This is a genomic window from Nonomuraea sp. NPDC051941 (assembly GCF_044593615.1).
In genome coordinates, this window is record NZ_JBIUCF010000010.1 from 225,288 (window position 1) to 244,632 (window position 19,345).

Sequence of the window (19,345 nt, forward strand, 5' to 3'; positions counted from 1 at the left end):
GGAGAGATTGCGGCGCGGCTCGACGCCGGGCGGGCGGCTTCAGACCGCCTGGAGCCGGTTCAGGCCGGTCACGGCCATGGCGGGCAGGTGCGCCGGGCGCAGTTCGATCTCGCCGATCGCGGTGTCGGCGGGTGCTTCGACAACCCACCGCACGGCTTGGGCGACAGAGGACGTCGACAGCTTGAACGGTGAGTCGTCACCGATCTCGTTGGCGATCGCGCCGGGATTGATCAGCGTGGTGCGGACCCCGTTCGGTCGCTCTTCCAGCAGGAGCACCTCGGCCAGCGCCTTCAGGGCCGCCTTGCTGGCGCAGTAGGCCCCGCCGCCCTCGAAGTAGCGGCTCCCGGCATGGCTGCCCATCAGGATGATGCTGCCCTTGCGCGGGCGCAGGTACGGCAGGGCCGCCTGGAGCAGCGGCAGCACGGAGACGATGTTGACGTCGAACGCGGCCCGCCAGTCGGGCAGGCTGAGCGTGCCGATCCTGCCCAGTGACCGCGCCACCGCGTTGACGACGAGCGCGTCGATGCGCCCCCGCCGGCGCGCGACCGTCTCGACGGCGGCTGTCACCGCATCGGCCGACTCCAGGTCGCACCGGGCTTCGGGAAGCCAGGACTGCCCCGCCGAGGTGCGGTTGAGCCCCCATACGTCCCAGCCGCCCGCGTGGAGCTCCGCGGCGATGGCCAGGCCGGTGCCCCGGTTCGCCCCGGTCACGAGGGCGACCGGGCGGTGCGCCTCGGTCATGCCGGGAGCCTGCCGACCAGCTCGGACCAGACGGAGACGATGTGCTCGTGGCCGGCCCCCTGCCGGAACAGGTCCTTGTCCAGAGAGTTGCCCTGGCGGTCGCGCAGCCGCATGCAGTCGGGCGATATTTCGGAGTTGATGGTGAGATCGCCTTCAGACCTCGGGCCGATGATCAGGCAGAAATCCCAGAGTTCGAGCGGCTCCAGCCACTTGCGGAGGCAGTCATTGCATTCTCGGGCAATGCGGCGGAACTCCTCGACATCCACTCCGTAGGCCCACAGATAGTCTTCGCCGATGGGCTGATCCTCGGGATCGATCCGGAAGTCGAACTTCACCACCGGCGGATGGAAGACATGGCCTTCGGGGAAGAGGCCGGGATACTTGCGGACGGTCGATCCGACGGACCGGTTTTTGACGATGACCTCGAAGGGCGGAGCCGGCACGTAGTCGGCGAGATAGGTGGTCTCGCCGAGCCGCTCCCTGAACACCGTGCGGATGCCGGAGGCGTGCAGCGCGCGGGCCGCACGCTCGTAGAAGTCGAGGCGCAGGCGCGCGGTCGCCGGCACGAGCTCGTCGCGGTCGAAGGTGTAGCTGCGCAGGCTGGGGATCAGTTCGACCATGCAGGTGCCGTCGTCGCGCCGCCAGATCCGTTTGCTGCGACCTTCGACGGCAGGCGGCCCGGTAATGCCATTCTTTGGAGGGGTCACAGAACAGCATGGTCATTCTTCTGACTGGCGATGTCAAGCATAATTCAGCCGGGAAATCTTCAGCCCTTTCCGGAGATATTCACAGATCAGACTATTTGTATTCTCGCCTGCCTTCGCCTCAACGGATAAGCGAAATACGCGTCGATATCCTCTTTAAGCGGTGGGGCCGCATGAGCCTCAGGATCGCCGCGGCGGGCTAACGTCGCGGCGTCTCGGCCCGATAACGCACCAGCGGCCCTTGCCGACCAGCCGTGCCGAGGAGACAGCCCATGAGCGACGATGTACGCGTCACGATCGAAGCGGTTCCCCGCGCGGGCCTGACCGCGCAGCAGCTGCGCCAGGCGGTCGCCGAGCACCCGGACGCGCTGGCCGCGCTCGAGGTCGCCGACCCCGAGCGGCTCACCGTGGCCTTCGCGCCCGGCCTCGGCCACGACCCCGGGGAGAACGCCCCGTTCCAGGCCACCGTGTTCGACCCGGTCGGCAACCGCGCCGTCGAGCTGCGCGGCACCCTCGACCGGCCCGAACGCGCCGAGCTGCGCCCCAGCGCCTACCGGCCGCAGCCCAGCCGCGAGGAGCTGGCGGCCGCCGCCGAGATCCTGCGCGCCGACCCGGGCTTCCCGGCCGGCGAGGACGTGGTCGTCTACCGGCCCATGCCGCCGCTGGCCGACCTGGAGAACCCCGACGGCACCACCGTGCGCCGCCCCACCCTCGGCGTCTACACCCCCGGCGAGCCCACCGGGCTGCGCCACCGCGTCGTCGCCGTCGACCTGGTCAACCGCGCCGTCGACTGGACGCCGTCCGGAATCAACGTGCGCATGCACCACGACTGCGAGCACAGCGTTCCCGAGGGCGTCGACGCGCTGGCCGACCGCGGCGGCCCCGACCAGGTACGGGTACGCGTGCACCGCGGCTCCACCGAGCTGTGGAACCTGCTGGTGGTGCGCCCGCGCGCCTCGGCCCCGCAGAACCCCGGCGTCGGCGGCGGCGTCGAGCTGCGCGACGTGCGCTACCGCGGCCGGCTCGTGCTCCGGCAGGCCCACGTGCCCGTCCTGAACGTCGAGTACGAGGAGGGCACGACCTTCCGCGACGACGCCAGCTTCGAGACCCGCTTCAACGCGGTCGGCACGGACCCGGTCGGCTGGGGGTGGCGGTTGTGCGACAGCCCGCCCCGTACCATCCTGGAACGCCCCTCGACCGACGCCGGCAACTTCCAGGGCGTGGCCTTCCACTACGACGGCGAGCAGCTGCGGATCGTCAGCGAGCTGGCCGCCGGCTGGTACCGCTACGCCAGCGACTGGCGCCTGGCCGACAACGGCGACATCAGCCCCCGCTTCGGGTTCGCCGCCACCGCCAACCCGATGACGTGCATGGTGCACCGCCACCACGCCTACTGGCGGCTCGACTTCGACATCGAGGGCTCCGGCAACGACGTGGTCGAGCAGATCGACGACACCGGCTCGATCATCCCCGAACCCGTGCCGATCATCCGCGAGACCTCCCGCAAACGCCGCCACCCCGCCCTGTACTGGCAGGTGCGCGACAAGTCCTCGGGCCGCGGCTACCAGATCCACCCCGGCGAGTTCGACGGCACCGCCGACGCCTACGGCGTGTCCGACCTGTGGTTCCTGCGCCACCACCCCCGCGAGCTCGACGACGGCAACCCCGGCCCGCGCGACCGCGCCGCGCTCAACCGCTTCCTCAACGGCGAGAGCCTGGACGGCACCAACGTCGTGGTCTGGTACGCCGGGCACTACTACCACGACCAGGCCCACCCGCAGCCGCACCAAGGTGAGCTGATAGGCCCGCAGCTGGTGCTCATCTAGCGGCTAATCTTGTCGCTCATGAGCCAGGTGGGACAGGCGACGGCGCGCGCTCTGCTGCGCAGGCTGGCCGTCGAACAGGCCGAATGCAGAGTGCCGTCGCTGGCGGCGGCGATCGTGCGGGACGGGAGGCCGGCGTGGTTCGGCGGGCGCGGCCGGGTGGACGGCGCGCCGCCGACCCAGGCCACCCAGTACCGGATCGGGTCGATCACCAAGAGCATGGTCGCCGTCGTGGTCATGCGGCTGCGCGACGAGGGCGCGCTGCGGCTGTCCGACCCGCTGGAGGCGCACCTGCCGGGCACCCCGCTGGGTCACCTGACCATCGCCCAGCTGCTGTCGCACACCGCCGGCCTGACCGCCGAGCCGCCCACCGCCTGGTGGGAGCGCACCCCTGGCGTCCCCGTCGCCGAGCTGCTGGAGCGGCTCGGGCCCGACGAGCTCAAGCACCGGCCCGGGCGGCGCTTCCACTACTCCAACGTCGGCTTCGCCCTGCTGGGCGAGCTGGTGGGCAGGCTGCGTGGCACCACCTGGCTCAAGGCGCTGCAGTCGGAGGTGCTCGACCCGCTCGGCATGAACGACACCACCGCCCGGCCGCGCATCCCGCACGCCACGGGATACGCCGTGCACCCGTACGCCGACGTGGTGCTGGCCGAGCCGGAGCACGACGCCGAGGCAATGGGGCCGGCCGGGCAGCTGTGGTCCACGCCGCACGACCTGGCGCGATGGGCCGCGTTCCTGGGCGGCGACACCGCGGGCGTGCTGTGCGGCGACACGCTGGCCGAGATGCGCGAGCCGGTCGGGGTGGACGACGGGGACTCCTGGACCGTCGGGTTCGGGCTGGGCCTGCAGCTGTCGCGCCCCGGCGGGCGGCGGCTGGCGGGGCACTCCGGGTCGATGCCGGGGTTCCTGGCCACGGTGTGGGCCGACCCGGCCGACGGGGTGGGGGTGCTGTTCATGGCCAACACCACCTCGGGGATGAACGGCTCGCTGCTGACCGACCTGCTGGACATCCTGGAGGAGTACGAGCCGCGCCTGCCGGACGAGTGGCAGCCGGTCGCCGCCGATCCCGGGCTGCTGGCGCTGACGGGGCTGTGGCATTGGGGGCCCAAGCCGTACACGCTGCGGTTGCTGCCCGAGCGCGGGCTGTCGCTGGAGCCGGTCGGGGGCGGCGGGCGGGCCTCGCGGTTCGTGCCGCAAGCCGACGGGACGTGGCTGGGGCTGGACGGCTACTACGCCGGGGAGACGCTGCGGGTGGCCGCCGACCACCTCGACCTCAACACGTTCATCTTCACCCGCACCCCGTACGACCCGCAGGCGCCGGTGCCGGGCGGGCCCGGCGACTGGCACGCCTGAGGGACGGGCACGCCGCCGCGGAGGTGGCAGCATGGTCGTGTGCGCGTGGCGATCCTGGGGCCGCTGGAGGTCGAGTCCGCCGCGGTCGGGGGCGCCCGGCTGCGCCGGCTGCTGGTGCGCCTGGCGCTGGCGGCCGGTCGCGCCGTCACCGTCGAGGAGCTGGCCGCCGACCTGTGGCCCGAGGAGCCGCCCGCCGAGCCCGGCAACGCCCTGCAGTCGCTGGTCTCCCGCCTGCGCCGTGCGCTGCCGGAGGCCGGCGCGCTGGTGTCGGTGCCGGGCGGCTACCGGCTGGAGGCCGACACCGACGCGGGCGAGTTCGACCGGCTCACCGCCAGGGCCAGGCAGCACGGCGACCCGGCGGTCAGGGCCGAGCTGCTGAAGCAGGCCCTGCGCCTGTGGCGGGGGGCCGCGCTGGGCGAGGTGGCGGCGGCCCCGTTCGCGCTGGGGTACGCCACGCGCCTGGAGGAGGCCCGCCTGACGGCCGTCGAGGACCGCGCGGAGGCCGAGCTGGCCCTGCTCACCCGGCCGGAACCGCGAGAACCGCCAGGAGGGCTGGCGGCTCTGGCGAGCGAGCTCGGCGAGCTGGCCGCCCGCCACCCCCTGCGCGAGCGCCTGCACGCCCTGCGCGTCCAAGCGCTGCACGCCGACGGCCGGCGGGCCGAGGCGCTGGCCGCCTACGAGGAGTGCCGCCGCCACCTGGCCGACCAGCTCGGCGCCGACCCCGGCGCCGAGCTGCGCGAGATCCACCTGGCCGTGCTGCGCTCCGAGCCGCCCCGCCCGCCGCGCACCAACCTGCGCGCCCCGCTGACCAGCTTCGTCGGCCGCGACGCCGAGCTGGCCCGCGTCCGCCGGCAACTGCGCGCCGACCGGCTGGTCACCCTGGTGGGCCCCGGCGGCGCGGGCAAGACGCGGCTGGCCACCACCGTCGCCGCCGAGCTCCTGGGCGAGTGCGGCGCGGCCTGGCTCGTCGAGCTGGCCCCCGTCACCGACCCCGGCGACCTGCCCCAGGCCGTGCTGGCCACCCTGGGCAACCACCGGGTGACCGGCCACCCCATCCGCCCGGTCGACACCACCGCCGCCCTGGTCGAAGCCCTGTCGGCCGGGCAGGTCCTGCTGGTGCTCGACAACTGCGAGCACCTCGTCGAGGCCGCCGCCCACCTGGCCGAGGAGCTGCTGGGCCGCTGCCCCGCCCTGCGCGTCCTGACCACCAGCCGCGAACCCCTGGGCATCCTCGGCGAGACCCTCAGCCCCGTGCCGCCCCTGCCGCCCGAACCGGCCGTGCGGCTGCTGGCCGAACGCGCCGCCGCCATCAATCCCGGCCTGAGCATCGAACCCGCCGTGGCCGCCGAGATCTGCCGCCGCCTCGACGGGCTGCCGCTGGCGATCGAGCTGGCCGCCGCCCGGCTGCGCACCCTGACGCCCCGGCAGCTGGCCGCCCGGCTCGACGACCGCTTCCTGCTGCTGACCGGCGGCAGCCGTACGGCACTGCCCCGCCACCAGACGCTGCGCGCGGTCGTCGCCTGGAGCTGGGACCTGCTCAACGGCCCCGAGCGCCGGCTGGCCGAGCGGCTGGCGGTCTTCGCCGGCGGGTTCGACCTGGCCGCGGCCGAACACGTCGGCGGCAGCCTCGACCTCGTCGCCGCTCTGGTGGACAAATCCCTCGTCCAGCCCGCCGACGACGGCCGCTACCGCATGCTCGAGACCATCAGGGAGTACGGGCTCGAACGCCTGGCCGCCGACGGCCGCATCGCCGCCGTCCGCGCCCGGCACGCCGCCTACTTCCGCGACCTGGCCGAACACGCCGAGCCGCGGCTTCGCGGCCGCGACCAGCTCGCCTGGATCGCCCGCCTGCTGGCCGACCACGACAACATCCTGGCCGCGCTGCACCACGCCGTCGACAGCGCCGACGCCGCCACCGCGATCCGCCTGGCCGCCGCCATGGGCATCTTCTGGACCATCCGCGGCACCCGCGCCGAGTCGGCCGGCTGGATCGGGCGGGCGCTGGACGTACCCGGTGAGACGCCCACGCGGGAGCGGCTGATCGCCAGCGCCGTCTACATCATCAACGCCAGCCTTGACGGCGGCCACACCATGGTCGCCTCGGCGGCGCGCGAGCTGCGCCGGGCCGCGAGCCTGCAGGACGGGGAAGAGGCCGGGCATCCGGTGCTGGCGATGCTGCAGCCGGCGCTGGCGCTGTTCACCGACGACGCCGAGCTCGGCTTCGCCGTGATCGAGCAGCGGCTGGCCCACCCCGACCCGTGGACGCGCGGCATGCTCTACGTGACCAGGGCCGCGCTGAAGGAGAACGGCGGCGACATGGCCGGCTCGCGGGCCGACCTGCTGTCCGGCTGCGCCGAGCTGCGGCAGGCCGGCGAACGGTGGGGGTTGTCGATGGCGCTGACGTCGCTGGCCGAGACGCACGCCGTGTTCGGGGACTTCGGCCAGGGGCTGGAGGCGATGGACGAGGCCGTACGGCTGCTGCTCGAGCTCAACCCCGAGGCCGACGTCGCCCACCAGCGGGTCTGGCAGGCCTCCATCCTGGTGCGCCAAGGGGACGTCGAGCGGGCCAGGGCCGTGCTGCGAGGGCTGATCGACGCGCCGGAGGGCCGGGAGACGCCCGCCCGCAACGTCGCGTTCGCGCAGGTCGAGCTGGGCCATCTGGCCCGCCAGGAGGGAGACCTGCGGGCCGCCGAGCGCTACTACGCCGCGGTCGGGCACGCGATGGAGGACGGGACGGCGATCGCGCCGCAGTTCCGGGCGCTGCTGCTGGTCGGGCAGGCCCACCTGGCGGTGGCCACGCACGACCACCAGGCGGCGGCCCGCCACGCGGAGCGGGCGGCCGAGCTGGTCACGGCGGCGGCCGACATGCCGGTCCTGGCGCGGGTCGCGGTGGCCGTGGCCGAGCTGTGCGCGGCGCGCGGGGACCTGCTGCCGGGCGCCACCGCGCTGGGCGCCGCCGAACAACTGCGCGGCGCGCCCGACGCCGCCAACCCCGACGTGGCCCGCGTGGCGGCGCGCCTGCGCGACGACCTCGGCGAGGAGGACTTCGCCGCGGCCTTCGCCCGCGGCCGCGCTCTCGACCGCGCCCGTGCCGTTGAGCTGGCCACCGGAGGTCCATGGTGAGGTACGTCTACGCGGGCGCCGCCGTGCACGTCCCGGCGCCGCCGGAGCAGGTGTTCGCGCTGATCACCGACTGGCCGCGGCACCGGGAGTGGATGTTCATGACCGACGCCCGCCAGGTCGGCGTCGCCCTCCTGCGCCACTCGCTGCACAATCTGTCCGCCCTGCTGGCCCCGGGAACCCAGGCGCCGCGCCTGAACCCGTGAAGGTCAGGCGTGAACCGCCTGGCGGGCCACCGCGGCGGCGAAGGCGGAGATCACCGGGTGCGCGCGCCGCCCGTCCCCCGACAGCTCCGGCTGGAACAGCGTGCCCAGGAAGAACGGGTGACCGGGCAGCTCGGCCGCCCGCACCGCCCCGTCGTCGGCGTGCCCCGAGAACACCAGCCCGTGCTCGGCCAGCGTCCGGGTGTAGGTCTCGTTGAGCCCGTAGGAGCAGACGTAGGACTCCATCGTGACGGACTCGCCCATGATCTGCTCCATCAGCGTCCCGGGCGAGATCCGCACCCGCCCCTCGTGCCCGGCCAGCGAGCACGCCAGCGGCGTCAGCAGGAACTCCCGCGCGTCCGGCTCGTTCTCGGCGTGCGCCACGTCCAGCCCGCACACGTGCCGCGCGTACTCCAGGAGCATGTGCTGGAACCCGGCGCACGTGCCCAGGAGCGGGATCCGATGCTCGCGGGCGACGCGCGCCGCCTCCACGGCGCCCTCCTCGTCCCGGTACGGGCTGCCCGGCACGATCCAGATGCCGTCGAAGCGCTCCAGGCCGGACACGTCGGTGGTGGCGATCCAGTACGGGTCGAGCGCGATGCCGTCCCACTCCCGCAGCGCCTCGACGACCAGCGGGATCCGGACATGCGAACGAACACTGGGGGATCGATCCCCCACAAGGGCGATTTTCATGCCCTCATCCTGAGGGCCACCCCTGGTTAAGCGCCAACGATGATTTCTGGACCTGCTATAAGCAACACTGATGGATCCTCATTTGCTGACCACGTTCGTGACCGTCGCCCGGCACGGCTCGTTCTCCGCGGCCGCCGCCGAGCTCGGCTACACCCAGTCGGCCGTCTCCCAGCAGATCGCCGCGCTGGAGGCCGACCTCGGCCTGCCGCTGCTGCTGCGCCGCCCGGTCGAGCCCACCGAGGCCGGCCGGCGGCTGCTGGAGCACGCCGGGCCGCTGCTGCTGCGCCACCGCGCGGCCCGCGCCGACGTGCTGCGCGCCGCCGCCCGGCCCGGGCACCGGCTGCGGCTGGCCGCCACCCCGCTGGCCGTCAACCCCGTCGTGGCCGCCCGGCTGGCGCGGGCGCGTGCCGGGAACCCGCGCCTGGAGGTGAGCCTGCACACCTGCGGGCGCGACCAGGCCGTCGCGATGGTCGCCGAAGGGCGGGCCGACCTGGGCCTGGCCGACGGGCTGGCCGCCCCGTCCGACCCGCTGCGCCTGCTGGACGCCGGGCCGATGACGGCCGTCGGGGTGAGCGAGGAGGAGCTCGTCGTGGCCCTGCCCGCCGGTCATCCCCTGGCCGGGCGGGCGGCGCTGGCGCTGGCCGACATGGTGGACGCGCGCTGGCTGCAGACCCCGCTGTGCCCGCTGGCCCGGCTGCGTGACCTGGTGGGCGACGGGTTCCCGGTGGGGCTGGACTATCACGGGGACAACGTGCACACCGTGCTCAACCTGGTCGCCGCCGACCACGGCCTGACCCTGCTGCCCGCCTCCGCCCTGTCGGGTGCCGCGTGCGGGGTACCGCTGGCCGCGCCCCGGCTGGTGCACCGCGTCGAGCTGCTGCACGGCGCCCTGCCCCCGGGCCCGGCGGCCGACCTGGCCGCCGTCCTGTCCGGCTGACAGCGATCTGTGCGCGCGCTGACAGCGGCACCTCCCACGATGCGTCACATGAACGCCTTCGAAGCCGAAGGGCTGGTCAAACGCTTCGGCGTGACCACCGCCCTGGACGGCATCACCCTTTCGGCCCCGCCCGGCACGGTGCTGGGCGTGCTCGGGCCCAACGGCGCCGGCAAGACCACCGCCGTGCGCATCCTGGCCACGCTGCTGCGCCCCGACGCCGGCCGCGCCACCGTCAGCGGCCTGGACGTCGTCCGCCACGCCTCCCGTGTGCGCCGCCTCATCGGCCTGACCGGCCAGTACGCCTCCGTCGACGAAGACCTGACCGGCACCGAGAACCTCGTCCTCATCGGCCGCCTCCTGGACCTGCGCATCGCGGACGCCAAGGCCACGGCCGCCCGGCTGCTGGCGGACTTCGGCCTGGCCGAGGCCGCCGACCGGCGCGCGAGCACGTACTCCGGCGGCATGCGGCGCCGCCTGGACCTGGCCGCCAGCCTCGTCAGCCGGCCCGACGTGATCTTCCTCGACGAGCCCACCACCGGCCTGGACCCGGCCAAGCGCGAAGACGTGTGGGCCATCGTCCGCCGCCTGGTCGCCGACGGCGTCACCGTCCTGCTCACCACCCAGTACCTGGAGGAGGCCGACGCGCTGGCCGACGCCATCTCGGTCGTCGACCACGGCAAGGTGATCGCGCACGGCACCGCGGCCGACCTCAAGCGCGTCGTCGGCGGCCAGACCGTGCTGGTGCGCCCCGCCGACCCCGCCCGGCTGGACGAGGCCGCCGCCATCGTCGCCGCCGTGGCCGGCCGGCCCGCCGAATCGCCCGGCCGCGACGTCGTCACCGTCCCGGTGGACGGCGACGCCGCCTTCACCGAGATCGTCGCCAGGCTGGCCGCCGCCGGCGTCGCCGTCAACGAGTTGTCGCTGCGGCTGCCCAGCCTGGACGAGGTGTTCTTCACCCTCACCGGCCACCACACCGAACAGGAGGCCGCGGCATGAACCCCATCGCCGTACGAGAGGGGACGCTCCCCCCTCAGCCGGCCCGCCCGGCGGCCCCGGCGCGCCCCGAGCGGCGGCCGTTCGGGCTGGCCCGCCACAGCCTCGCCCTGGCCCGCCGCAGCGTGCTCAAGACGCTGCGCACGCCCGAGCAACTGCTGGACGTCACCCTGCAGCCGATCATCTTCGTGCTGATCTACGTGTTCCTGCTGGGCGGCGCCGTGTCCGGCTCGACCCACGACTACCTGCAGTTCCTGCTGCCCGCGATCCTGGTGCAGACGGTGCTGTTCGGCGGGATGGCCACCGGCGTCAGCCTCAACACCGACATCAAGAAGGGGGTGTTCGACCGGTTCCGCAGCCTGCCGATCGGGCGCTCGGCCCCGCTCATCGGGTCGATGCTCGGCGATCTGATCCGGTATCTGGTGGCGGTGGTGGTGCTGCTCGGGTTCGGCTTCGCGCTGGGGTTCCGCGCGCGGACCGGGCCGCTGGAGGTGCTGGCGGCCTGTCTGCTGACGGTGTTCTTCGCCTTCTGCGTGAGCTGGGCGTTCGTGCTGCTAGGGGTGCTGATGCGCGAACCCGGCGGGGTGCAGGGGATGGCGTTCATGGTGCTGTTCCCGCTGACGTTCGGCACCAGCATGATCACCCCGAAGAGCACCCTGCCGGGCTGGCTGCAGGCCTGGCTGGACATCAACCCGGTCAACCACGCCATGAACGCCTCCAGGGCGCTGATGCTGGGCGGGCCGGCGGGGGCGTCGGTGTGGTGGACGCTGGCCTCCGGCGCGCTGTTCCTGGCCGTCTTCGCCCCGCTGGCCGTCGCCGCCTACCGCCGCCGCGCCTGACGGCTCACCCGCTGACCAGCGCCGCCGGGTCACGCTCCGGCGGGCCGGCGGGCCACCACTCCCCCTCGACCCGGGTGAAGGGGTACCAGCGGCCGTCGCGGCCGTAGCGCAGTTGCAGGGGGCCGAGGGTCCAGCGGTTGCGCCACGCCTCCAGCGGCGGCGGCTGCTCGCCCTCCCAACCGGCCTCCAGCAGGGCCTGCGACCTGGCCAGATCCTGGCGGGGCGGTGTCCAGGCGTGCTCGAGCACCTCCAGGCCGTGCGCGCCGCCGTACCGCCATGCCCGCACGGGCGCCTCCAGCCCGAGGTCAAGGTCGTGCTCGGCGGCCAGGCGGACGCGGTCCTGGTATTCGGACAGCTCCGGCAGCCGCCCGTGCAGCAGCACCTCGCGCGCCCGCCAGGCGGCCGAGGCGATGAGCACCCCCAGGGCGGTCACGTCCACGCCCGGCGCCGGGTCCAGCACGGGCGGCGCGAAGGCGGCCTCGAACGGCGGGGGCTCGGGCAGCGCGGCCACGCCCGCCGCGAACGCCTCCACCGCCGGCACCCCCGCGGCCGCGGCCGGCTTCTTCGGGGCCTCGCGCCCCTGCAGCGCCTCCAGCAGCTCCTGCTCGCCGCGCCCGCGCATCAGCAGCAGCACGAACGGGTCCGCGTCCAGCAGCCACGACGCCTGGTAGCACAGGGCGGCGGCGTGCTTGCACGGATGCCCCCAGTCCGGGCAGGAGCACTCCGGCTCCAGGTCGCCGACGGCCGGCAGCAGCGGCACGGCGGCGTCCTCGGCGGCTTCCACCAGGTCGTGCGGCATGTCGCGGTCGAGCAGGGCCGCGATGTGCCCGCTCTTGGCGGCCACCTGGTCGAGGAAACGTTCCCAGGCGGCCTCGGTGAGCTGCTCGACGCGTACGACGGTGTCGTACTCGCTCTCGGTCACGGCGGCGATGCGGCCGGGGCTGACGGTGATGGGGCCGACCTGGCCGGTCTTGGCGTACGCGCGGCCCTTGCGCAGCAGCCCCTGGTCCAGCGAGGTGTCCTCCATGGCCTTGACCCAGGCCCGGCCCCACCAGGAGGTGGCGAAACGGGCTCCGGCGCGTTGCGGCGGGAAGGCGGCGAAGCCGCGGGCGGCGGTCATCTGAGCTCCACGAGGGCGGCGAGTTCGGCGTCGGTCAGCTCGGTCAGGGCGGCTTCCCCGGAGGACAGCACGGCCTCGGCCAGCGCGCGTTTGGCGCCGAGCATCTCGGCGATGCGGTCCTCGATCGTGCCCTCGGCGATCAGCCGGTGCACCTGGACGGGCCGGGTCTGGCCGATGCGGTAGGCGCGGTCGGTGGCCTGGTCCTCGACGGCGGGGTTCCACCAGCGGTCGTAGTGGATGACGTGGTCGGCGCGGGTGAGGTTCAGGCCGGTACCGGCGGCCTTGAGCGACAGCAGGAACACCGGCACCCGGCCCTCCTGGAAGCGCTCGACCATCTCCTCGCGGCGGGCGACCGGGGTGCCGCCGTGCAGCAGCTGGATGGCCACACCCCTGGCGGTCAGATGGCGTTCCAGCAGGCGGGCCATGGTGACGTACTGGGTGAACACCAGCACCGCGCCGTCCTCGGCCACGATGGTGTCGACCAGCTCGTCCAGCAGCTCCAGCTTGCCCGAGCGGCCGGCCAGGCGCGGCGCGGCCTCGTGCAGGTACTGGGCGGGGTGGTTGCAGATCTGCTTGAGGCCCGTCAGCAGCTTGACGATCAGGCCGCGCCTGGCCATGCCGCTCGCGTCGGCGATCTGGGCCATGCTCTCGCGGACGACGGCCTCGTACAGGCCGGCCTGCTCGGTGGTGAGCGCGACCGGGCGGTCGGTCTCGGTCTTGGGCGGCAGCTCCGGCGCGATGCCGGGATCGCTCTTACGCCGCCGCAGCAGGAACGGCCCCACCAGCCGCGACAGGCGTTCGGCCGCCGCGCCGTCGCCGGACTCGACCGGTTTGGCCCACCGCGCCCTGAACCTGCCCAGCGGGCCCAGCAGCCCCGGCGTGGTCCAGTCGAGGATGGCCCACAGCTCCGACAGGTTGTTCTCCACGGGGGTGCCGGTCAGCGCGACGCGCGCCGCGGCCGGGATCTCGCGCAGCGCCTTGGCGGTGCCGGAGGCGGGGTTCTTGACGTGCTGGGCCTCGTCGGCCACCACCAGGCCCCACGGGTGCGCGGCCAGGCGGGCCGCGTCCAGGCGCATGGTGCCGTACGTGGTCAGCAGGAACCCCTCGTCAGGCAGCGTGCGCTGCGCCCCGTGGAAGCGGCGCACCGGCACGCCCGGCGCGAACTTGGCGATCTCCCGCTCCCAGTTGCCCAGCAGCGAGGCCGGGCAGACCACGAGCGTGGGCCCGGCGTCGGCACCCGAGCGGTGCAGGTGCAGGGCGATCAGCGTGATCGTCTTGCCCAGGCCCATGTCGTCGGCCAGGCAGCCGCCCAGTCCGAGCGAGGTCATCTGGGCCAGCCAGCGCAGCCCGGCCAGCTGGTAGTCGCGCAGTGTCGCCGCCAGCCCTTCGGGAGGGCCGGCGTCGGCGGGTTCGGCCAGGCGTTCGCGCAGCTCGCGCAGCCAGGCGGTGGGCTCCACGGCGACCTGCTCGCCCTCGACCTCGACCGCGCCGGTCAGGGCCGCGCCCAGCGCCTCGATGCCGGTCAGGGGCTTGAGGTCGCGCTGGCGGGCCTTGCGGGCCAGGTCGGGGTCGATGAGGACCCACTGGTCGCGCAGCCGTACCACCGGGCGGTGGGCCTCGGCGAGCCGGTCCATCTCGGCCGCGCTCAGGCGCTCGCCGCCGAGTGCGAGCTGCCAGTTGAAGCTGGTCAGGTGCTGTCCGCCGAGGAACGACGGCAGGTCGGACGGCTTGGTGTCGCGCTCGCCGATGACGGCTCGCGCGCTCAGGCCGCGTACCAGGGCCTTGGGCCAGTGCACCTCGACGCCGGCGGCGGCCAGGCGTTCGGCGGCGCCGGCGAGCAGCTGCTCGACATCGCCGTCGGTGAGCGCGAGCTCGTCGGGGACGGCGTTGTCGAGCAGCCGTTCCAGGCGCGGCCAGACACGGGCGGCCCGGCGCACGGCCAGCGTGGCCTCGATCCTGGCGCGCGGGCCGAAACCCGCCTCGCGGCCCTGCCACAGGTCGGCCGCGTCGACGACGAGCGAGGGGTCGGCCAGGCTGTGCAGCTGGACGATCGCGCGGAACTCGGCGGCGGCCAGGTCGTCGGCCTCCAGGCGCAGCGACAGCCGTACGCCGGAGTCGAGGCCGGCCGCGACCTCCTCGGCCCAGGGGCGCAGGTGCGGCACCTTGACGGGCTTGGCGGCGGCGAAGGCGGTGGCGCCGGTGGCCCGTACGGCGCCGGGCGAGCGCGGCATGGCGTCGGCGACGGCGTCGAGGAACGCGCGTACGAGCGGCTCTGCCTCCGGCAGCCACAGCTCCGCCTGCTGCCCGGGCTGCAGAGGGATGGCGCGGGCCGCGGCGGGCATGGCGGCGGCCAGCTCGCGTACCCGCTGGATGTCGGCGGCGTCGAGCGGGCCCGCGCGCCACGAGTCGTGCTCCCCCGCCGACACCCCCGGCAGGATGCGGCCCCGGGTGACCAGCTGGAGCGCCACCAGCGCGGCCGCCCCCCAGAAGCGCGTCGCCGGGTGGGCCCGCGGGTCCATGCGGGCCCTGGCCAGCCCCGCCACCGCCTCCCCGACCGGGACGAGGGTGGCCGCGACCTCGCGCGTGCGCATCGCGCCGTCGTGCTCGTCGGCCACCGTCACCGCGGACGGCCCGTCCGGGTCGAGGAAGGTGACATGACCGGACCTGGGTGGGTCGCCGGGTTGGAACACTGCCGCGTGCTGGGCCAGATCCGTCGGGAAGCTCACGACCGTACAGTGTACGGTACGTAGGGGTGTGGTTTACCGCACCCCGCGATCAGAAGTCCGCCTCATTCCAGGCATATCCGATCATCCCTAGGCTTGAGCCCATGACTGATTGGCTGGTTGGACTGATGGAGACTCTCGGCGCGCCCGGGGCCGGGCTCGCGATCGCGCTGGAGAACCTCTTCCCTCCCCTGCCCAGCGAGGTGATCCTGCCGCTGTCGGGCTTCACCGCGTCCAGAGGCGAGATGGACCTGCTGGACGTGCTGGTGTGCACGACGCTCGGCTCCGTGATCGGGGCGCTGGCGCTGTACTGGGTGGGGGCGCTGCTGGGCCGCGAGCGCACGCTGGCCATCGCCGCCAAGCTGCCGCTGGTCAAGACGTCCGACATCGAGAAGACCGAGGCGTGGTTCCTCAGGCACGGCCGCAAGACGGTGTTCTTCGGGCGGATGATCCCCATCTTCCGCAGCCTCATCTCCGTGCCGGCGGGCGTCGAGCGGATGCCGCTGGTGCCGTTCACGCTCCTGACGGCCACCGGCAGCCTGATCTGGAACACCATCTTCGTGATGGCCGGCTACCTGCTGGGCGAGAACTGGTCGCTGGTGGAGGCGTACGTCGGCATCGGCTCCAAGGTGGTGCTCGCGCTGGTGGTGCTGGCGCTCGTGGTGTTCGTCGGGGTGCGGCTGGCCGAGCGGCGCAAGGGCAGGCATGCGAGTCGCCGCTGAGGGGCTGCGGCTGCTGGGCGCGGTGACGCTGGGCGCCGTCACCGCGCTGGCCGAGCTGGTCTTCCTGCTGCTGGCGCTGCCGCTGCTGGGCAATCCGAACGTCACCGCCGCGGCCCGCCGGCTGGCCCGCCTCGAGGCGCGCCGCCTGCGCCTGGACCCCGACGCCCTCCAGGACGGCAGGCCCGTGCCCTACCTGGCCGCCCGCGTCCCGGTCGGGGTGCTGGGCGGGCTGGTGATCACGCTGCTCGTGTTCGGGACCCGCGTCGGCGTCCTCCTCCTCGCCGCCTGGGCGCGCGGCGAGCGGTTCGACGGGATGGCGCCCTCGCTCCCGCTGGTCTCCTACCTCGCGGTCGGCGGGATCGTCCTGCTGTTCCTCGACCTGTCGGGCGTGGTGGGCGTGCACGCGCTGGAACGCCGGCTGGCGGTGCGCATGCTCGCCCCCGACCCGACCCGGGCCCTCGAACGCAGGATCGCCGAACTGTCCGAGAGCCGCGCCGGCATCGTGACCGCCGTGGACTCCGAACGCCGCCGGATCGAACGCGACCTGCACGACGGGCTGCAGCAGCGGCTGGTGGCGCTGTCGATGCTGGTCGGACGGGCCAGGCGGGGCCGGCCGGAGCTGCTGGAGCAGGCGCACCAGGAGGCGCAGCAGGCACTGGCCGAGCTGCGCGAGGTGGCCTGGCGGGTCTACCCCAGCGGCCTGGACACCCTGGGCCTGGGCGAGGCTCTCGCGGGGGTGGCCGAACGGTCGAGCGTTCCGGTCGGGGTAGCCTGCGACCTGCGGCGTCGGCCGCCGATGGCGGTGGAGACGGCGGCGTACTTCGTGGTGTGCGAGGCCGTCACCAACGCCGCCAAGCACGCCGGCGCCACGCTCATCACGGTCGAGGTGCACGAGGAGGACGCTGCGGTGCTCGTACGGGTGCGAGACGACGGCGCGGGCGGCGCGCGGGCGGCCGGCGGCGGCCTGTCGGGGCTGGCCAGGCGGGTGGCGGCGCTGGACGGCGGCTTCGAGGTGAGCAGCCCGATCGGCGGGCCGACCACGATCACGGCGGTGCTGCCGTGCGGGTGATCCTGGCCGAGGACTCCACGCTGCTGCGCGAGGGCCTGGTGCGGCTGCTGCTGGAGGAGGGCCACCAGGTGCCGGCCGCGGTCAGCGACGGCGACGCGCTGGTCACCGCGGTGGCCGAGCACCGGCCGGACATCGTGGTCGTGGACGTCCGCATGCCGCCGACCCACACCGACGAGGGCCTGCGGGCGGCGCTGGAGATCAGGCGGCGCTGGCCCGCCGTGAAGGTGCTGGTGCTGTCGCAGTACGTGGAGAAGCGGTACGCCACCGAGCTGATGAGCGCGGACGTCGAGGGCGTCGGCTACCTGCTCAAGGACCGGGTGGCGCAGGTCGGCGACTTCCTGGACGCGCTGGAGCGGGTGGGCGCGGGCGGGGCGGCCTTCGACCCGGAGGTGGTGCGTCAGCTGCTGGCCCGTACGACGCAGGTGGATCCCCTGGCCCGGCTGACGGCCCGGGAGCGCGAGGTGCTGGAACGGATGGCGCAGGGGCTCACCAACGCCTCGATCGCCCAGGCGCTGCACGTGTCGCAGAGCGCGGTGGAGAAGCACGTGAACTCGCTGTTCGACAAGCTGCGGCTGTCGCACACGACCGGCTACAGCCGCCGGGTGCTGGCCGTGCTGCACTTCCTGGAGTCCTGACCTGCCGCTCATCGAGGACCTCAAGGAGACGGCAGCCCCTCGACCCCCCTTCACGGGCTGCCGAACCAATGGCCGGCGGCCCGCTCGAACGCTTCACGATCAGGGGCCCGATCACCTGCCCAGGCGACCACGCCGTCAGGCCGGACGAGCACGGCACCCAGTCCGAGGTCGTCTCTCGCCGGCCCGGCCGCATACCGCATCCGGCTCTCCCAGCCCGTCGCCGAACCATGCAGGCGTCGGCCGACGCTGAAATCGAGCGCGACGCCTCGTCCGTCCTGCATCAGGTCGCCGAGGCGGGTGCCGTCCTCAAGACGGAAGTCCGGGGCGTTGCGGCCGACCAACGGGTGCTCGCCGCCGAGGTCGTGGCGGATCGACGATCCCGAGATCCTGTCGAACACGTAGGTCGTTCCGTCGCGGGTCCCGAGCAGGTCGCGCATCAGTCCTTGGATCGCCTGGGCATGCGGGTCCGGCCTCATGACCGCCGTCTGGGCGCGCGTCCAGTCGAGCACCCGGGCGCCGATCGGATGGCGCTCGCGGGTGTAGGTGTCGATCAGCCCGTCCGGCGCGTGCCCGTGCACGGTCGCCGCGAGCTTCCATCCCAGGTTCATGGCGTCGCCGAGGCCGAGGTTGAGGCCCTGGGCCCCGAGGGGAGAGTGGATGTGCGCGGCGTCGCCGGCGAGCAGGACGCGCCCCTGCCGGTAGGTCGTCGTCTGCATCGCCCGATCGGTGAAGCTCGAAGCGAGACGGACGTCGTTCAGCGTCACGTCGGTGCCGGACACACGGCGCAGAACCGCCTGGAGGTGTTCGCGGGTCGGCCGCTGCGAGCGATCGAAGGCGCCGCCGTCGAACTCCAGCATGCCGACGTACCCTTCCGCGGGCGTGCGCAGGTACATGCCCGTCGGCGTCAGATTGAACCCTGGGCGCAGCTTCCCGGGATCGGCGATGCCGGCGAGCACGACGTAGCCGGTGAACTGCGGCTCGGTGCCGGCGAAGCCGAAGCCCGCGAGCCCGCGCACCGCGCTGCGGCCGCCGTCGCAGCCGACGACCCAGCGCGCCGCGTACTCGTGCTCGCCGGCCCCCGCGACCGCGATCTCGTCGTCCTGAGCGATGGCCGAGACCTCGACGCCGCGCCTGATCTCCACGCCGAGCGCGGATGCCCGCTCGGACAGCACCGTCTCGACCGCTTCGAGGTTCGTCATCACGCCCTCCATCGCCGGGCTGGGAAGCCGGAAGGGCAGGGCGGCGACGTCGACCTTGGCCGGATCGAGCATCATGCCGGCGAAGTGGCCCGCGCCACGAGGGGGTCCCGGCTCGTCCGCGCCGGGATAGTCGGCGACGCCCGACGCCTTCAGCAGCGGATCCAGCATCCCGCGGCGGTAGAACGCCTCGACCGACGTGGCGGACAGGCCCCGCATCCCGAGCGGGTCCGCCTTCCACGGGGAGCGCGGCTCCGGCTCCCGCTCCAGCACCAGGACAGAGCAGCCCGCCAGGCCAAGCTCGCAGGCGAGGAAAAGACCGACCGGGCCGGCGCCCACGATCACTACATCATGCACGAGAACTCCCTTTCGAAGCCTGTTTTCCGAGGCAGGTGAAGACTGACGCGGGCCGCTCACACGGGGCACACACGGCGCTGACACGGATTTGGGGACTCGAGGGTGCGTGCGCGAGGA

The 19,345-nt window shown here is 73.8% G+C and carries 16 protein-coding genes; 10 read left to right on the plus strand and 6 right to left on the minus strand.

What is annotated here, in order from left to right; all coding sequences use genetic code 11:
- Positions 1–39: 39 nt before the first annotated feature.
- Positions 40–741 (minus strand): SDR family oxidoreductase, encoded by a 702-nt coding sequence (locus ACIHFD_RS19420; RefSeq protein WP_397368101.1) that lies wholly within the window; start codon positions 739–741, stop codon positions 40–42.
- A complete protein-coding gene (locus tag ACIHFD_RS19425) occupies positions 738–1,448 on the minus strand; it encodes a phosphoribosylaminoimidazolesuccinocarboxamide synthase (protein WP_350742620.1) in 711 nt (236 codons plus the stop codon). The genes ACIHFD_RS19420 and ACIHFD_RS19425 overlap by 4 nt, the downstream gene beginning before the upstream one ends.
- A gap of 269 nt (positions 1,449–1,717) precedes the next feature.
- On the opposite strand from ACIHFD_RS19425, the gene ACIHFD_RS19430 reads away from it, so the two are divergent.
- The 4 genes from ACIHFD_RS19430 to ACIHFD_RS19445 are packed head-to-tail and all read left to right on the plus strand — an operon-like array spanning position 1,718 to position 7,947.
- Entirely contained in the window at positions 1,718–3,271 is a 1,554-nt protein-coding gene (locus tag ACIHFD_RS19430) for a hypothetical protein (RefSeq protein WP_397368102.1), read from the plus strand.
- 18 nt (positions 3,272–3,289) lie between these two features.
- A complete protein-coding gene (locus ACIHFD_RS19435; RefSeq protein WP_350742624.1) occupies positions 3,290–4,621 on the plus strand; it encodes a serine hydrolase domain-containing protein in 1,332 nt (443 codons plus the stop codon).
- 39 nt (positions 4,622–4,660) lie between these two features.
- A complete protein-coding gene (locus ACIHFD_RS19440; protein ID WP_397368103.1) occupies positions 4,661–7,744 on the plus strand; it encodes a BTAD domain-containing putative transcriptional regulator in 3,084 nt (1,027 codons plus the stop codon).
- The gene (locus ACIHFD_RS19445) at positions 7,738–7,947 is read left to right on the plus strand and encodes an SRPBCC family protein (RefSeq protein WP_397368104.1); all 210 of its coding nucleotides are present in this window, start codon (positions 7,738–7,740) and stop codon (positions 7,945–7,947) included. The genes ACIHFD_RS19440 and ACIHFD_RS19445 overlap by 7 nt, the downstream gene beginning before the upstream one ends.
- 3 nt (positions 7,948–7,950) lie before the next feature.
- Here the strand turns inward: ACIHFD_RS19445 and ACIHFD_RS19450 are convergent, their stop codons facing one another.
- Positions 7,951–8,637: a gamma-glutamyl-gamma-aminobutyrate hydrolase family protein gene (locus tag ACIHFD_RS19450; RefSeq protein WP_397368105.1), complete on the minus strand. Its 687-nt coding sequence runs from the start codon at positions 8,635–8,637 to the stop codon at positions 7,951–7,953.
- 70 nt (positions 8,638–8,707) lie between these two features.
- On the opposite strand from ACIHFD_RS19450, the gene ACIHFD_RS19455 reads away from it, so the two are divergent.
- From ACIHFD_RS19455 to ACIHFD_RS19465, 3 genes are read left to right on the plus strand one after another with little or no spacing between them, the layout of a single operon-like run.
- On the plus strand, positions 8,708–9,574 hold the full coding sequence (locus ACIHFD_RS19455; protein ID WP_397368106.1) for a LysR family transcriptional regulator: 867 nt from the start codon (positions 8,708–8,710) through the stop codon (positions 9,572–9,574).
- Positions 9,575–9,622: 48 nt separating this feature from the next.
- The gene (locus ACIHFD_RS19460; RefSeq protein ID WP_397368107.1) at positions 9,623–10,570 is read left to right on the plus strand and encodes an ATP-binding cassette domain-containing protein; all 948 of its coding nucleotides are present in this window, start codon (positions 9,623–9,625) and stop codon (positions 10,568–10,570) included.
- Positions 10,567–11,406 carry an ABC transporter permease gene (locus ACIHFD_RS19465; protein WP_397368108.1) on the plus strand — a complete coding sequence of 280 codons (840 nt, stop codon included), beginning with the start codon at positions 10,567–10,569 and terminating at the stop codon, positions 11,404–11,406. Before ACIHFD_RS19460 ends, ACIHFD_RS19465 begins: the two co-directional genes overlap by 4 nt.
- 4 nt (positions 11,407–11,410) lie before the next feature.
- On the opposite strand, the gene ACIHFD_RS19470 is transcribed toward ACIHFD_RS19465, so the two are convergent.
- Positions 11,411–12,526: an SWIM zinc finger family protein gene (locus ACIHFD_RS19470; RefSeq protein WP_397368109.1), complete on the minus strand. Its 1,116-nt coding sequence runs from the start codon at positions 12,524–12,526 to the stop codon at positions 11,411–11,413.
- Complete coding sequence (locus tag ACIHFD_RS19475; RefSeq protein ID WP_397368110.1) at positions 12,523–15,252, minus strand: DEAD/DEAH box helicase; 2,730 nt, start codon at positions 15,250–15,252, stop codon at positions 12,523–12,525. Before ACIHFD_RS19475 ends, ACIHFD_RS19470 begins: the two co-directional genes overlap by 4 nt.
- A 101-nt stretch (positions 15,253–15,353) precedes the next feature.
- Between ACIHFD_RS19475 and ACIHFD_RS19480 the strand changes: the two genes are divergently transcribed.
- From ACIHFD_RS19480 to ACIHFD_RS19490, 3 genes are read left to right on the plus strand one after another with little or no spacing between them, the layout of a single operon-like run.
- Positions 15,354–15,971, plus strand: a complete 618-nt coding sequence (locus tag ACIHFD_RS19480; RefSeq protein WP_363980514.1) for a DedA family protein — start codon at positions 15,354–15,356, stop codon at positions 15,969–15,971.
- Positions 15,955–17,040 carry a sensor histidine kinase gene (locus tag ACIHFD_RS19485; RefSeq protein ID WP_397368111.1) on the plus strand — a complete coding sequence of 362 codons (1,086 nt, stop codon included), beginning with the start codon at positions 15,955–15,957 and terminating at the stop codon, positions 17,038–17,040. The genes ACIHFD_RS19480 and ACIHFD_RS19485 overlap by 17 nt, the downstream gene beginning before the upstream one ends.
- Positions 17,031–17,675, plus strand: a complete 645-nt coding sequence (locus tag ACIHFD_RS19490) for a response regulator (protein WP_397368112.1) — start codon at positions 17,031–17,033, stop codon at positions 17,673–17,675. The genes ACIHFD_RS19485 and ACIHFD_RS19490 overlap by 10 nt, the downstream gene beginning before the upstream one ends.
- 50 nt (positions 17,676–17,725) lie before the next feature.
- Here ACIHFD_RS19490 and ACIHFD_RS19495 read toward each other — a convergent pair whose 3' ends face one another.
- Positions 17,726–19,228, minus strand: a complete 1,503-nt coding sequence (locus ACIHFD_RS19495) for an FAD-dependent oxidoreductase (protein WP_397368113.1) — start codon at positions 19,226–19,228, stop codon at positions 17,726–17,728.
- Positions 19,229–19,345 lie beyond the last annotated feature (117 nt).

Excerpts from the sequence above, each read along its gene's own strand:
- ACIHFD_RS19420 (WP_397368101.1), bottom strand. The coding sequence starts at position 741 with ATGACCGAGGCGCACCGCCCGGTCGCCCTCGTGACCGGGGCGAACCGG.
- ACIHFD_RS19430 (WP_397368102.1), top strand. The coding sequence starts at position 1,718 with ATGAGCGACGATGTACGCGTCACGATCGAAGCGGTTCCCCGCGCGGGC.
- ACIHFD_RS19435 (WP_350742624.1), top strand. The coding sequence starts at position 3,290 with ATGAGCCAGGTGGGACAGGCGACGGCGCGCGCTCTGCTGCGCAGGCTG.
- ACIHFD_RS19445 (WP_397368104.1), top strand. The coding sequence starts at position 7,738 with ATGGTGAGGTACGTCTACGCGGGCGCCGCCGTGCACGTCCCGGCGCCG.
- ACIHFD_RS19450 (WP_397368105.1), bottom strand. The coding sequence starts at position 8,637 with ATGAAAATCGCCCTTGTGGGGGATCGATCCCCCAGTGTTCGTTCGCAT.
- ACIHFD_RS19455 (WP_397368106.1), top strand. The coding sequence starts at position 8,708 with ATGGATCCTCATTTGCTGACCACGTTCGTGACCGTCGCCCGGCACGGC.
- ACIHFD_RS19460 (WP_397368107.1), top strand. The coding sequence starts at position 9,623 with ATGAACGCCTTCGAAGCCGAAGGGCTGGTCAAACGCTTCGGCGTGACC.
- ACIHFD_RS19465 (WP_397368108.1), top strand. The coding sequence starts at position 10,567 with ATGAACCCCATCGCCGTACGAGAGGGGACGCTCCCCCCTCAGCCGGCC.
- ACIHFD_RS19470 (WP_397368109.1), bottom strand. The coding sequence starts at position 12,526 with ATGACCGCCGCCCGCGGCTTCGCCGCCTTCCCGCCGCAACGCGCCGGA.
- ACIHFD_RS19480 (WP_363980514.1), top strand. The coding sequence starts at position 15,354 with ATGACTGATTGGCTGGTTGGACTGATGGAGACTCTCGGCGCGCCCGGG.
- ACIHFD_RS19485 (WP_397368111.1), top strand. The coding sequence starts at position 15,955 with ATGCGAGTCGCCGCTGAGGGGCTGCGGCTGCTGGGCGCGGTGACGCTG.